At 66.6% G+C, this 14,363-nt stretch carries 12 protein-coding genes and 1 pseudogene; 10 read left to right on the top strand and 3 right to left on the bottom strand.

Annotated elements, in window-relative coordinates; all coding sequences use genetic code 11:
* Positions 1–38: 38 nt before the first annotated feature.
* On the bottom strand, positions 39–674 hold the full coding sequence (locus tag HN018_RS22930) for an LpqB family beta-propeller domain-containing protein (RefSeq protein ID WP_171836230.1): 636 nt from the start codon (positions 672–674) through the stop codon (positions 39–41).
* A gap of 46 nt (positions 675–720) precedes the next feature.
* Between HN018_RS22930 and HN018_RS22925 the strand changes: the two are divergent.
* Positions 721–1,691 (top strand): annotated as a pseudogene (locus HN018_RS22925) (IS5 family transposase).
* A gap of 695 nt (positions 1,692–2,386) precedes the next feature.
* On the opposite strand, the gene HN018_RS22920 reads toward HN018_RS22925, so the two are convergent.
* A complete protein-coding gene (locus tag HN018_RS22920) occupies positions 2,387–3,706 on the bottom strand; it encodes an NAD(P)/FAD-dependent oxidoreductase (RefSeq protein ID WP_171836229.1) in 1,320 nt (439 codons plus the stop codon).
* Entirely contained in the window at positions 3,703–4,497 is a 795-nt protein-coding gene (locus tag HN018_RS22915) for an amino acid ABC transporter ATP-binding protein (RefSeq protein WP_171836228.1), read from the bottom strand. Before HN018_RS22915 ends, HN018_RS22920 begins: the two co-directional genes overlap by 4 nt.
* Positions 4,498–4,643: 146 nt before the next feature.
* On the opposite strand from HN018_RS22915, the gene HN018_RS22910 reads away from it, so the two are divergent.
* The 9 genes from HN018_RS22910 (at position 4,644) to HN018_RS22870 (ending at position 14,340) form a co-directional block, all read left to right on the top strand.
* A complete protein-coding gene (locus HN018_RS22910) occupies positions 4,644–5,756 on the top strand; it encodes a DUF2817 domain-containing protein (protein WP_171836227.1) in 1,113 nt (370 codons plus the stop codon).
* A complete protein-coding gene (locus HN018_RS22905; RefSeq protein WP_171836226.1) occupies positions 5,756–6,430 on the top strand; it encodes an aspartate/glutamate racemase family protein in 675 nt (224 codons plus the stop codon). The genes HN018_RS22910 and HN018_RS22905 overlap by 1 nt, the downstream gene beginning before the upstream one ends.
* Positions 6,431–6,432: 2 nt before the next feature.
* A complete protein-coding gene (locus tag HN018_RS22900; protein ID WP_171836225.1) occupies positions 6,433–7,782 on the top strand; it encodes a dihydroorotase in 1,350 nt (449 codons plus the stop codon).
* A 1-nt stretch (position 7,783) separates the two neighbouring features.
* Positions 7,784–8,683 (top strand): substrate-binding periplasmic protein, encoded by a 900-nt coding sequence (locus tag HN018_RS22895; RefSeq protein WP_171836224.1) that lies wholly within the window; start codon positions 7,784–7,786, stop codon positions 8,681–8,683.
* Positions 8,684–8,725: 42 nt separating this feature from the next.
* On the top strand, positions 8,726–9,343 hold the full coding sequence (locus tag HN018_RS22890) for an amino acid ABC transporter permease (protein ID WP_171836223.1): 618 nt from the start codon (positions 8,726–8,728) through the stop codon (positions 9,341–9,343).
* Positions 9,340–9,987: an amino acid ABC transporter permease gene (locus tag HN018_RS22885; RefSeq protein WP_171836222.1), complete on the top strand. Its 648-nt coding sequence runs from the start codon at positions 9,340–9,342 to the stop codon at positions 9,985–9,987. The genes HN018_RS22890 and HN018_RS22885 overlap by 4 nt, the downstream gene beginning before the upstream one ends.
* Before the next feature lie 23 nt (positions 9,988–10,010).
* Positions 10,011–11,975: an oxidoreductase gene (locus tag HN018_RS22880; protein ID WP_171836221.1), complete on the top strand. Its 1,965-nt coding sequence runs from the start codon at positions 10,011–10,013 to the stop codon at positions 11,973–11,975.
* A 47-nt stretch (positions 11,976–12,022) separates the two neighbouring features.
* The gene (locus HN018_RS22875; RefSeq protein ID WP_171836220.1) at positions 12,023–12,388 is read left to right on the top strand and encodes a hypothetical protein; all 366 of its coding nucleotides are present in this window, start codon (positions 12,023–12,025) and stop codon (positions 12,386–12,388) included.
* A 437-nt stretch (positions 12,389–12,825) separates the two neighbouring features.
* Entirely contained in the window at positions 12,826–14,340 is a 1,515-nt protein-coding gene (locus HN018_RS22870; RefSeq protein ID WP_171836219.1) for an FAD-dependent oxidoreductase, read from the top strand.
* Positions 14,341–14,363: the final 23 nt, after the last annotated feature.

Genomic DNA, 14,363 nt, shown 5'->3' with positions numbered 1-14,363 from the left:
CCAAAGGCAACAGGCCAGACGTGCACTCCATCGCCGCCTCAGGACCGCGATGCCCGGCAGCTCGCGCGCCAGATGGGACGCGGTGAGGTGCGGTCGGAGAGAACCGGACGGTCCTGGCGCGCGGAGAGGAAGAACAGCGTGCGGCCGTCGCCAAAGAAGGCGTGAGCATGGTCGCTCTCGAGCGGCGGGGTGGCGACCACGTTACGTCCGGAGCCGAGATCGAGGAGGTGCAGCAGGTAGGCGCTGGTCGGCCACGTGGTGCTGTAGGCGAGGCGGTGACCGTCCGGGGAGAAGTCCGCGTCGCCGATGGTGGCTATCGGGTCCATGGCCACGCGCCGAGCGTGGCCATCGCGCGGGGCGACGAGCCAGAGCGCATGCTCCTCGTCCGGCACGGCTAGCGTCGTACCGTCGGGCGACCAGATGGGGGTCGCGAAGGCTGCCCACGCGGCATGGGTCAGGCGCTGGACGGGGCCGCCCGCAATAGGCACCGTCGCGACCTGGCGCTCGCCGTCCGCATCGTCCGTGACGAAGGCGATGGTGCGTCCATCGAGCGAGATGGCGGGATGATCGTCGTCCTTCGACGGCCCGGCATGGAGGTCGAGCGACGAGCCATGAGTCAGGCGGACGAGGCGGCGACCACGTGCCGCGAACACCGCGATGCGGCGTTGGTGCATGGACCGGTCGGCTGACGCGGCTCTCCTGGCCTGATAGAGGTCTGGGATGCCCTTCAAGCACAACGCGTCCCGCCGCCACCACATCCCGAAGGCCCGTCGCCGGGTCATGAACTGGGCGGCCTATGAGGCTGGTCTGCGGCAACGTGGTGATTTGACGTTGTGGCTGGACAAGGCGGCCTTGGCTGGATGGCATGCCCCGCGCCGGACGACACCAGGCGGTCAACCGGTCTATGCCGAGGTGGCGATCGAGCTGGTGCTGACCCTGCGATTGGTCTTCCATCTGGCTCCACGCCAGGCAGAAGGTTTCGCGCGCTCGGTTCTGCGCCTACTCGGACTGGAACTTTGCGTGCCTGATCATTCGACCTTGAGCCGTCGGGGGCGCGCCTTTGCCGGACGTCAACCGCGTGCCGCCCGGCGTGACGAGCCTGTTCATGTCGTGTTGGACAGCACGGGCCTGCAGGTCTTCAGGCAGGGCGAGTGGGATGCCGAGAAGCATGGCCTCACACCCAGGAAATGGCGAAAGCTGCATCTGGCCGTCAATGCCGAGACTGGCGAAATCGTGGCGCACAACCTGACGGACAAGGATACCGGCGACATATCAGAGGTCGCGGGGCTGCTGGCAACGGTGGAGGGGAAGATCGCCAACGTGATCGCCGACGGCGCCTATGATGGCACGTCCGTGTATGACGCTGCTGCCGCACGCCAGCATAACCCGCCACCTCATATCGTCATCCCGCCAAGAGCATCTTCGGTCATCAAAGCTGACGCCGACACCGAGACCGTTCGCAATCGTCATGCCGGGACATTACCGAGAAGGGACGCATGGCCTGGCAGAAAGCCACTGGTTACGGCCGACGCAGCATCGTGGAGACGACGATCGGTCGCTACAAACACATCATCGGTCCGAAGCTCAGAGCGCGGTCGACCGCCGGTCAGAAAGCTGAGGTCGCCATCGCCATCTGTGCCCTCAACCAAATGATCCGGATCGCCAAGCCCATCTCCGTTCCCACCGTCTGAAGCGATCACCGGGTAGGGCAAGCTCTTGCCTTCCGCCCGGTCCACGCAACAACGCCATCTCGCGTAGCTAAAGCAGTGTTATAGACGCTCCTTCAGGCAGTTAACGCGTAATGGCTGCAGTGAGGCTCATGATTAGGCACTGCACTAGAAGCGAATATCGCCTAACGGCTGCACTGCACAAAGCAATCTGCCCGATGGGTGCCTCCGAAAGATGCCGAGAATCTTGAGAGGAGACTGGTTTGGCGCTTTGGCCTGACCGCTTGCTTTGGTTCTAAAGTTCAGCCCGCAGCAGTGATGATCTTCCGGAGGGCTTTGCCGATCCGATACAATCGTCTCAGTGCAGCAAGGCGGACTGATATGAGAGGTTGTGCTTGAGAAGGCCGAGAACGGGTTTCGCCGGCTCATCCGGATCAAAGCTTGTCATGAGCGGCTGCCCCGGAGAGAGACGACCCACTCTCAGCCGGTCAGTGCATTCGCTTAGACGAAGGTGCAGTCGTTAGAGGAGATCGACATGCTGCTCGCTGCGGCGGATCTAGCCAAAGATCCGCAACCAGAAGCGCCCGGCGGGGCGCGTGCCCTGCATTCGTCCGGCACCGCCTCGTTCGGTCTGTCCAATCCGGACCTGAACACACCTCCGCGACCGGGATCGGCGCGTCCGGACGGCAGCCAGCTCCTGCATTCCCCGGCGATCGATATCAGCCGCCCGGTCGGCCGGCCCGCTTCTCGTTCCGCCAGTCCCGCAGCCGGCCCTGCGCCAGCCAGAGCAACGGCGCGTGACGCATCGCCCCGTGGAAGCGCCATGGCCTGGGCCGGGTAAGCGGCAACGGAAGCGCGGCCTCGTCGCGATCGAGCAGGAACCGGCCGAGGCTGTTGCCAAGCGCCGTCGTTAGCGCGACGCCACGGCCGTTGCAGCCGATCGGCGCATACATGCCGTCGCCGAGATCCCACAGCCGCGGCAGGAAATCCCCGGTACCGCCGATGATGCCCGACCAGGCGAAGTCCGGGCGCAGCAGCGGCAGGTCCGGGATCTCCCGCTCCAGCCGCCTGAGAAAGAACCGCGCCATCCGGTCCACAGCGCCGGTGCCGTGCCACAGCGCGCCACCGCCCGTGACCAGCCGGTTGTCGGGACTCCAGCGGACCGCGAGGGGATGGTTGCGAAGATCCACCGATGGCTGCCGATGGCGGAGGATGCGGTCGCGATACGCGACATCCAGCGGCTGGGTCGCGACCTGATAGGCATGCACCGGCACGAGGCTGCGCGAAACCTCGGGCACCAGGCCCTCGAGCAGCGCATTGGTAGCCAGCACGACGTTGCCGGCGACAAGTTCCGCGCCGTTTGCGAGGTCCAGGTGCCACGCGCCGGACTGCCGTGCGAGTGCCACGACCCTGCCGGCGAGCAGGGTGCCCCCCGCGCCGCGAACCGCGCTCGCGAGCCCGCGCGTGTAGGCCAGCGGGTTCAGCTGGCCGCCGGTCGGCAACAGCATGCTGCCGACGTAACCGGGGATGCCGGTGCGCTGGAAGGTCTCGTTCGCGTCCAGAACCTGCCAGTTCACGCCTAGGGGCGCCATCGCCCTGACCTGGGCCTCGACGGACGCGAGCGCCGCTTCGGTCGGCGCGGGCTGCAGACACCCATTCTGTTCCGGCGCGCACGCGATCTTCAGCCGGTCGATCAGGGCGAACACGGCATCGCCGGAGCCCGAAACCAGCCGGAGCAGCGGCTCGACCTTGTTTCCGGGCAGCCTATGCGCGACGCGCCCCGGATCGACGGATCCCTTGAGGGCGGGCACCACAAAGCCGGTATTGCGTCCGGAAGCGCCGAAGCCGGCCTCGTCGCGCTCTACCAGCCCAACCGAAGCGCCCTTCTCCGCAAGCGCCAGCGCAGTCGACAAGCCAAGCAGGCCGCCGCCAACAACGACGACATCGAAACGTTGCCGTCCTTCGGCGCGATCGAACGCCGACCCCGACGGCGTGATCGCCGACCAGAGCGAGCGGTGGAAGCTGTCCGGCCGCGTCATGCCGCATCGATCTCGTTTTCGCCTTCGCTCGCCTTGCTGGCGTTCAGCCGCCGCAGGAACCGCCGGGTCCGGTGGTGACGCGGCTGCCGCAGGATCTCGTCCGGCGGTCCCTGCTCCAGCACCACGCCGCCGTCCATGAACACCACCTCGTCGGCGACATGTGCTGCGAATTCCATCTCATGCGTCACGACCACCATGGTCATGCCTTCCTCGGCCAGGCTCCGCATGACCTTCAGCACCTCGCCCACCAGTTCGGGATCTAGCGCCGCGGTTGCTTCGTCGAACAGCATCAGCTTGGGCCGCATCGCCAGCGCTCGAACGATGGCCACGCGCTGCTGCTGGCCGCCCGAAAGGGAGGCGGGGTAGGCTGTGGCCTTTTCTGCGAGACCGACCTTTTCCAGCAGCGCCATGGCCTCGTCCCGCGCTTCCCCCCGCTTCAGGTTGCGCACCGCGATCGGCGCCTCGACAATGTTTTCCAGCGCCGTCATGTGCGGAAACAGATTATACTGCTGGAACACCATGCCGATCTGCGCCCGCTGCCGGCGCAGCAGCGCCTCACCGGCGGGCGCTAGTTTATCTCGCCTGCGGACCTGCCCGATCAACTCGCCGTCCACCTCGACGGTGCCGGCATCGGGCGTTTCGAGATAGTTTATGCACCGCAACAAGGATGACTTGCCCGACCCCGACGGACCGATCAGGGCCACGGCGCGTCCCGCCGCGACAGTCAGGCTGACGCCCCGCAGAACGAGGTTGGACCCATAAGCCTTCTTCAGTTCGGTCAGCTGGAGCATGCAGATCCTTTGCCGGATTGCCGCGCCTTGGCAAGGCGCCGATGGCATGCCGGTAACACGGATACTCCATCTGAGGCATCATCTGATATTGCACAAGGACTTCATTCGGCATTAACGTAAGGCCGGTTGCCGCTCCGGAGAGACTCATGATTCTCGGCTGTCAGATCGATGCCGATGCCTGCTTCACGGAGGACTATGGTTCCGCCCGCGATCTGTTCCGCCGCCTCGCCACAGAGGCCGGAGGCCGGCTGCGAGCCTACAACAATCCCCATCGCGGTCCATTGAACGAGACGCTGACCGTCGATGTCGCGTGGTTTGGCGCGGAAGATGCCGCGCGCGTGCTTGTTCTGGTGTCCGCCACCCATGGCGTGGAAGGCTTCTGCGGTTCCGGCGCGCAGATCGACTGGATCCGCAACGGCGGCCCGGCAGCACTTCCTCCCGGAACGGCGGCATTGCTTGTGCATGCGCTCAACCCGCACGGGTTCGCCTGGCTGCGCAGAACCACCGAGGAGGGCGTGGATCTCAACCGCAACGGGCTGCTCTTCGAGAACGGCGTTCCGGAAAACCCCGGCTACGCCGAGCTGGCCGATGCATTCGTGCCAAAGGATCTCGACGGGGAAACGCTTGCGGCGGCGGACATGGTTCTGGAAACCTGGCGCACCGAACATGATGCGTATGCCTACCAGTTCGCCCGCAGCACCGGACAATACACCGATCCGTCAGGCATCTTCTACGGCGGCACCGAGCCCGCCTGGGCCACCCGGGTCCTGGTCGCGATCTGCGACGACTTCCGGCTGTCGGCTCGCCGTGCGGTGGCCGTGATCGACTACCACACCGGTCTGGGCGCCCACGGCCACGGCGAGCCGATCTGCGGCCACCGCCCAGGCGAAAGCGGCCAGACCCGCTGCCGCAGCTGGTACGGCGAATCGCTTGGCGAGCCACTGCTCGGCACCTCGTCGTCGCTGCCGATCCTCGGCCTGACCCAGTATGTGTGGGCGCGCCACGTGGGCGACGACATCCTGACGTTCATCGCCCTGGAATACGGCACCTACGAGGCTGAGCGCGGCGCCCGCGCCCTTCGGCTCGATCATGTTGTGCATCGCGCCGGGGCGGTCGACTGGAACGACCCCGCCGTGCAGAAGGTCAAGCAGGATCTGAAGAAGTTTTATCATCCCGGCACGAAGTCCTGGGAGGAACTGGTGCTGTTCCGCAGCCGCCAAGTGATCGCGCAGGCGCTGAACGGCATGGCGGCGCAGTGATGGCGGAACAGACGCAGCGGATCCTGGTGCTCAACCCGAACAGTTCCGGCGCCGTCACGGAATCGATGCGCGCCGCCTGCGCGGATTTGGCGCTGCCGGCCGGACAGGAACTGGTTTTCGCCACGCTGGCGGAAGGGCCGCCGGGTATCGAAACCCAGCGCCACGTCGAGTCTGTGGTGCTGCCCACCGTCGCTTATTTCCTGGCACATCCGGCCGATGCCTACGTGATCGGCTGCTTTTCCGATCCGGGGCTGTTGCTTGCGCGCGAGGAACTGGATGCACCGAGCTTCGGGATCGCCGAATCAGCGATCCTGGCGGCAACGGCGCAGGGCGGGCGGTTCGGAATCGTGGCGATCAAGGAAAGCTCGATCCGCCGCCACAAGCGCACGATCGGCGCGCTCGGCGCGCTGGATCGTTTGGCCGGCAACCGCGCGCTCGATCTCGGTGTCCAGGAGCTGCTCGACCAGGAGCGGTCGCTTCGCCGCGTCATCGAGATCGGGCGGCAGCTGCGCGACGAGGATGGCGCGACCGTGCTGATCCTGGGCTGCGCGACGATGGGAGCCTATTGCGCGCACGTCCAAGCCGAACTCGGCGTGCCGGTGATCGATCCGGCGCAAGCGGCGGTGCTGCAGGCTTCCCGGGCGCTTGTGCCCCCGCAACGGAAAGTCTCCTGACGATGCGTTTCGATCTGATCGTGCGCGGCAGGCTGGTCCTGCCGCACGCCACCTTGCCCGACGGCTGGATCGGCGTTGTCGGCGAGCGCATCGCGGCGATCGGCGTCGGCCCGGCGCCCGAGGCCGCGCGCCTGCACGATGCCGGCTCCGCCTTTGTCATGCCCGGCTTTGTAGACGGCCAGACCCATGCGACGAGCTATGCTGGGCTGCCCGGATTCCGCTCGACCACACGCTCCGCCGTTGCCGGCGGGATCACCACCCTTGTCGACATGCCGTACGACAACCCCGAACCGTTGAACACGCTGGAGCGTCTTGCGGCAAAGGCCGAGGCGGTCGCGTGCGAAAGCGTGGCCGACGTGGCGCTTTACGGCACGGTCGCCCCCGACCAGGGCGTCGAAACGATGGCGGCACTCGCGGAAGCGGGAGTCGCTGCCTTCAAGCTTTCAAGCTTCGAAAGCCATCCTGTCCGCTTCCCGCGCATCCCGAACGACCGCATCTTCGAAATCCTCCGCGCGGCGGCGCCGCTGGGCTTGCCTGTCGGCCTGCACAACGAAGACCAGGAAATCGTGCGGGCCACCGTGGCTTCGTTGCGCGCCCGCAATCTGCAGACGCCGGAATGGCATGCGCCGAGCCGTCCCGTGGCGGCCGAGCTGGCCTCCACCGCGAGCTTCCTCGCCCTCGGGCTCGCCGCGGGCGCGCATGCCCACATCGTGCACATCTCCTGCCCGGAAGGGTTCGCACTGGTGCGCAAGTTCCAGGAGATGGGCGCGCAGTGCACCGCCGAGATGTGCGCACACTACCTGCATTTCGATGCCGCACGCGACATGGAGCGGCTCGGCGCGCGGATGAAGGTCAATCCGCCGATCCGCGAGAATTCGCTCGACGGGTTGTGGCAGGCTCTCCGTGACGGTCTGGTGGATTTCGTGTCCTCCGACCATTCGAGCTGGCCGGTCGACAACAAGCTCACGCCGTCCATCTTCGATGCCGGCGCCGGCATCCCCGGCCTCGAAACACTGGTTCCGTCTTTCTTCACCGATCTCGCAGCACATGGGGCGGAACCCGAACGCGCGCTTGTCCGCCTGGTCGCGGAAAACCCGGCGCGCTTCTTCGGCCTGGCGCGCAAGGGACAACTGAGCGTCGGCGCGGATGCCGACATCGTCGTGCTGCAGTCGGGACCGCACGTGTTCCGCGCCGCCGAAACCCAGGACGAGCTCAACTGGAGCCCCTATGACGGCGAGCAGTTCGACGCCCGCGTGACCGCCACTTTTGTGCGCGGCACCTTGGTCTGGGACGGCAAGACCGTCGTGGGCCAGCCAGGGCACGGCCGCTTCGTCAGGCGTGAGCGCCGCTGAGTTGAGCCGCGCGCGCCCCTTCGCCCTCGGTCTCGCCGTCCTGGTGTGCGGCATCGCGCTGGCTGCGCCCGCACGAGCAGAGAACAATGGGACGGCGCCGCCGCTAGGCACCCAGACTGTGCCGTTACGCCAGGCTTCCGCGGCCCGTCTCGATCTGCCGTACCCCTGGCCGATGCATCATCTCGTGCGCGACGGAACCTTGACCGTCGGCATCACCGCCAAGGATCCGCCGCTCTCGTTCAGCCGCGCCGACGGCACGCTGGACGGCTCGCGGATCGTGCTGTTCAGCAGGATCGCGCACGATCTGGGCCTGTCGGTGAACTTCGTGCGCCTGGACTGGCCAGCCATCCTGCCTGGCCTGTTCGCGAACCGCTTTGACATGGCCTGCGAAGGGGTAGAGTGGACGCCCGAGCGGCTTGCCGCCGGCGGCTTCCTGTTGTCGCGCCCGGTGGCGATGACGCATCTGGTGGTGCTTGTACGGGGCAACGACCGGATCACGGACTGGCACGCGCTGGCCGGCCGCAAGCTCGGCGGCGTGCGCGGCGAAACCGAATTCGCGCGCGCCCGCAAGGCGGTGCCCGAGGCCATTCCCGTGTCGATGCCGGGACGGCAGGAAGGGCTGATGGCGCTGCTCAACGGGCAGGTCGACGCGTTCGTGGTCGATCTGCCGACCGCCCGCTCGCTCAAGGCGCAGGCGAGCGATCCGTCCTCGTTCCGTGTGCTCGACCCCGGGGTATCGTCGGCGCCGCAGGGCGTGTGCGTCAACGCGCGCGAAGCCGACCTCCTGCAGGCAGTCGATATCCTACTGACGCAATACCGGACCGACGGCACATTGGCGCAGATCAACGCGCGCTTCAGCAACGCGGACGATCTGAACGATCTTTCCGCCGTCGGCTACTAGTCGCCCATGAGGCCGGAGCCGCTCAGCCACGCCATCTTGTTCATGCTGCGCGGCGCAGAAACGACGATCTGGCTGGTTATCGCGATCCTTGCGATCGCCACGCCGATGTCCGTGCTCGTGGCCATCCTGATGCGCAGCCGGTTCGCCGTGGTTCGCGGGGCGACCACGATTGTCGGCGCGTTTGTTCGTGGCATCCCGCCGCTTCTGTTGCTGTTCACGGCCTATTTCGTGCTGCCCGTGGCCGGAATCGTGCTCAGCCCGGTGCAGGCCGCCATCGCCGGGCTGTCGCTCTACATCGTCTTCTACTTCGCCGAATGCATTCGTTCCGGCCTCGCCGCCATTCCTGCCGGCCAGCATGACGCGGTGCGCGCCCTGGGGCTGCCGCGGCTGCGCGCCGCACGCCGCGTGCTGCTGCCGCAGCTGCTCCCGGTCGCGCTGCCGCCGTTCATCGGCTACGCGACCGAAGTCGTCAAAGGCTCTGCGCTGGCCTCGGCCATTTCCGTCGCCGAGCTCACCGGCAACGGCTACCAGATGATCATGGCCACCGGACGCACCCTTCCCGTGCTTGTTGTCATGGGCCTGCTCTACGCGGCACTCGACGGATGCCTGCTCGCCGTCCAGGCCCTGGTGACGCGCCGGCTGAAGCGGGCGACCGCATGAGCTTCGATGCGTCCATCATCGTGCAGCATATGCCCGAGCTGCTGCGCGCGACCTGGCGCACGCTTCTCCTGTCGGTGGCCACCGCGATCATCACCACGCCGATCGCCCTGTGCCTCGCGCTGGCGCGCCAGACCGCGGGGCGCGTGCTTGCCGGTGCGGCGACCATCTATGTCACCACCTTCCGGATCATCCCGGTCCTGATCGTGCTATATTTCTCCTTCTACGGGCTGCCGTCGCTGGGCCTGTCGCTGGCGCCGGTGCCGGCGGCGCTGATTGGCCTCGTGATCGCCTCCTCCGCCTACATGTGCGAAGATGTGCGCGGGGCGTTGGTCGCCGTTCCGTCCGGCCAATGGCAGGCCGCGCGCGCGCTCGGCCTTTCCTACCGCCAGATCGTTTGCCGCATTGTCGTGCCGCAGGCGATCCCGAGAATGCTGCCGCCCTACATGTCGCGGCTGATCGTGATCGTGAAATCCACCGCGCTGGCCGGGATCGTTTCGGTTAATGAACTGACCGGCACCAGCTACGACCTGATTTCCAGCACCTACCACGCAACCGAATTCCTGGCCGCCTCGGCCTGCCTGTATCTCGCGATCAACGGCCTGCTGGCCATCGTGCAGGTCTGGCTCGAGCGGCGCTTCCGCTAGCCGGACGCGGAGACCATTCCTTTATGTCGAACTTTGAACGCCTGTTCACCCCGATCAAGCTGGGCAACCTCGAGATCCGCAACAGGATCACGCTGACCGGCCACGGCACCGGCATGGGCCGCGACCACCATCCCGACGAACGGATGATCGCCTACTACGAACAGCGGGCGCGCGGGGAAACCGGCCTGATCATGTTCGGCTCGCAGCAGGTGCATCGCTCCTCGCCGGGCATCACCGGCCTTCTGTGCAATGTCGACGACACGATCATCCCCGGTTTGAAAGCGGTGGGGGCCGCGGTGCATCGTCACGGCGGCAGGATCTTCGGCTACCTTTCGCACATGGGCCTCGCTGCCAGCGCGCGGCCGACGGCCCTGTGGTCGGCCTCGAACGCCTATGAGCAGAAATACGGCGAGGTCGCGCACGCGATGACGATCGCCGAGATCGAGGAGGTCACGGAAGCCTTCGCTTCGGCGGCGCTGCGCTGCCTTGAGGCCGGGCTGGACGGGCTGCAGATCCATTGCGGCCACGGCCTGCTGTTGCAGCAGTTCCTTTCACCGCTCACCAACCACCGCACCGACCGGTACGGCGGCTCCGAGGAGAACCGGCGGCGCTTCCCGGCCGAGGTGCTGGCCGCCGTGCGACGCGCCGTGGGCGACACGGTGCCGGTGGGCATCCGCTGCTCGGGAGACGAGCTCGTGGCGGGAGGCCTCACCGGCGAGGACATGGCGCGCATCGTGCCGCACCTGGTTTCCGCCGGGCGCCTCGACTACGTCGATGTCAGCGCGGGATCGGATGGGGATCTCGTCAGCAACATGCTGCACGAGCCGCCGATGGGCTTGCCGTCGGCGCCGTTCGCGAGCCTGGCCCAGCGCATCCGCCAGACGGTCGACGTGCCGATCATCCACGGCACCCGCATCGAGACGCCCGAAGCAGCCGAAGCGCTGCTCGCGCGCGGCGACGCCGACATGGCCGGCATGGTGCGCGCGCTGATCGCCGACCCGATGCTGCCGGCCAAGGCCCGCACCGGACGCGGGAACGAGATCATCCCCTGCGTTGCCTGCGAGCAGGCTTGCCTCGGCCGCCTGCACCGGGGCTACCACATCAGCTGCGTTGGCAATCCGGTGACCGGCCGGGAACAGCAGCACCGCGTGCCGACCCCTGCCGAAACGCGCCGGCATGTGGTCGTGGTGGGAGCCGGTCCGGCCGGCATGGAAGCAGCCCTGCAGGCGGCCGGGCGCGGACACCGGGTGCATCTCGTCGACGCGGGCGAGATGCCCGGCGGCCGGATGCTCCTCGCCGGCCGTCCGGCAGGGCGGGAAGAATGGCGCAAGCTGATCGCGCAGAAGACCGTGGCGATGACACGCGCCGACATCACGCTCGAGCTCGGCCGGACTGTCGATGCGGGCGCGGTGCGGGCACTCGCGCCAGACGTGCTGATCATGGCGACCGGCGCGTCCTTCCATGTGGATGCCGGCTCTGTGGCGGCCCTTCCGGGCAGCGCTAGCGCCCCGCTCCTGTCGGTCGACGAGGCGGTCGCCGAGCCCGGCCGCGTCGGACGCCGCGTGCTGGTGGTGGATTATCTCGACCGGCAACCCGCCATGGTCGCGGCGATCATGCTCGCGCAGAACGGGGACCGCGAGGTCGTGCTGGTCACGCCGTCGCTCCAGGTCGGGCTGAAGCTCGAGCTGCAGAACACTACGGAATTCTATCGCCGCGCTTATTCATCCGGCCTGGCGATGAAACAGCTCTGCCAGCCGACTGGCTTCGACGGCGGCATGGTGCATTTCCGCAATCCGATCGGCGGCCAGCGCTGGAGCGAAGGACCGTTCGACAGCATCGTCGTCGCCGAGCCGGGGCGCCCGCGCGACGGTCTCGCGGCGGCATTCTCTCAGGACGGGTTCCCGGTCCACGTGATCGGAGACGCCTACGCGCCGCGTGACGTCGAGGCGGCGATCCTCGAAGGGTTCGAGACCGGCAGGCGGGTTTGACGCATGGCGCGTCTCGCCGACAACGCAGAAACAGGAAAGGTTGAGTGATGGGCGACAAGATCATGTGGAGCCGCCAGGAGGAAGTGGAAAAGGCCTGGGTGCATCCGGGGCTCGAATACAGCCACCGGCTGATCACGGAGCGCCACCAGGGCTGCTCGTTCTCCTTTCACATCACCACCTACATGGCCGAGTTCGACACCATCGTCGAGGGTGACGGGGTGCACGAGGTGGTGCTCTACTGCCTGCATGGCTGGTCGCGGCAGATCGACCTGTCCGACAACCGCGAGCGAATCTTCAAGCCCGGCGACGCCATGTACCTGCCGGTGAACTACCGCTACCGCCACATCGTCGGCGAAGGCGGCCTGGTGGTCGCGGTGTGCTGCACGCCGTCGCGCGAGCCGCTCGAAGTCTAGCCAGAGCGCTGCTGGCACAGGATCCGCTTCGCGCAGATCCTGCACGCCGGCGGCCGCCTCAATCCGGACCACACTGCGCACACCAGCCTCCGGCCGCCCCGACCCCGGCGGCCCCGGACCCTGGCCGCCGCACAAAGGCCAGTTCATTTCCGAAAAAGATGTCGGCGGTGCGCGCCGCCGGCACGAACAACCCCGATTCCGACCGGCAGCTCCAACAGGACCTAGAGCTAAAAAACGCCAGCAGCGATCGCGTTTCCTGGCTGCCGATCAGGCTTCTGCCCAAGCCTTTCGCAGACGCTGCACACACATGCAGCGGAACCTGACGCAGGCCGCTAGTTTCAACCGAAACATCTGCAGATATATCTTGCGAGATGTCACAGGAGGCCGTTAAAAAATCTTCGTAAACAGCCTGCGGGCAACGTCAGCAAGGTTTCTATATGTATCTTCCTCCGGTCATAGAGCATCGAGACGGGCGGCTGGGGCTGTTGCCCACCGAACTTCCGCCGCTGCATCCCGATCACCGGCAACGGCTGATCGCGCTGGGCGCCCGTGTCCGCCATGACCTTGAGATCCTGGTTTATCCCAAGGACCCCTGGGTTCTGCCGCGCACGGACGAATCCGGCCAGCATGTGTTCGACGTCGTCATCGTCGGCGGCGGCCAGTGCGGCCTGTCAACGGCATTTGGCCTGATCCGCGAGCGCGTCACCAACATCCTCGTTCTGGATGCGGCACCCCAGTACAAGGAAGGACCCTGGGTCACCTATTCCAGGATGTGGACCCTGCGTTCGCCCAAGCACCTGACCGGCCCTGACCTCGGGATTCCCTCGCTCGCGCCGCGCAGCTGGTTCGAAGCGATGTTCGGCGAGGACGGCTGGGAGCGTCTCGAGAAGTGGCCGCGCCACACCTGGCAGTCCTATCTGAACTGGTATCGCGATGTGCTGGCGTTGCCGGTACGCAACGAGGCGCGGGTGACGCTTCTCGAGCAGCACGGCGCCATCGTGCGCGTCGATCTCGCGAACAATGAGTTCGTGCTGGCGCGAAAGGTTGTTCTCGCGACCGGTCTCGAAGGGATCGGCGACTGGAACGTGCCGGAGGTGGTGCGCAGCAGCCTTCAGAAAACGTCGTGGAGCCTGTGCAGCGACGACGTCGACAGCCTCGCCTGGCGTGGCAAGCGCGTCGCCGTTCTCGGCGCCGGGGCCACGGCATGGGACCGTGCCGCCGATCTGCTTGAACTCGGCACAACCTCGTTGACGCTCTACATGCGTCGCGCGCAGGTGCTGACTGCCAACCCGTTCCGCTACCTGGAGATGGCGGGCTACCTGCGCCACTACCAGTCCATGGACGACGCGGACAAGTGGCGGTGGATCCGCACGATCCTCAGCTTCGGTCAGCCGCCAACACAGGACGGCGTTGACCGGTGCGCCGCCTTCGACAACTTCAGTCTGCACACCGGCGTGAGCTGGACGTCGCTGAACGAAACCGAAGCCGGCATCGAGGTGACGGCAACCGACGGCACGGTGGGGATCTTCGACCACCTGTTTATCGGCTGCGGCTTCTCGATGGACCCGTCGAACCGGCCGGAGCTGGGCCGCTTCTCGGACAACATCCTCACCTGGGGCGAGGTGTATCCCGCGCCGGCTGAATATCCCGATCCCTGGCTCGCCAGCTATCCTTATCTGGACAGCTCCTTGCGCTTCCGCGAGCGAACCGCCGGGGCAACGCCGATCTTTGCGAACGTGTTCTGCTTCAACTACGGCACGCTGGTGTCGAACGCCCATTCCGGCGCGTCGCTGTCGGGCATCCTTTACGGCATCCAGCCGCTGATTCACGGCGTGACCTATGCCCTGTGGCAGGAAGACGAACCGGTTCATTTCGCGAAAACGCTCGCCTGGGACTCGCTCGATACCGACCCGGCGGCGCTCGCGAAGCGCCTGCGAAGGCATTTCCTTTGATCTCGACAATGCTTCACCTCCCG

This window comes from Lichenicola cladoniae, from assembly GCF_013201075.1.
Lineage (GTDB): Bacteria > Pseudomonadota > Alphaproteobacteria > Acetobacterales > Acetobacteraceae > Lichenicola > Lichenicola cladoniae.
The sequence above is the reverse complement of the archived record's forward strand: the minus strand, read 5'-3'. Positions and strand labels throughout refer to the sequence as shown.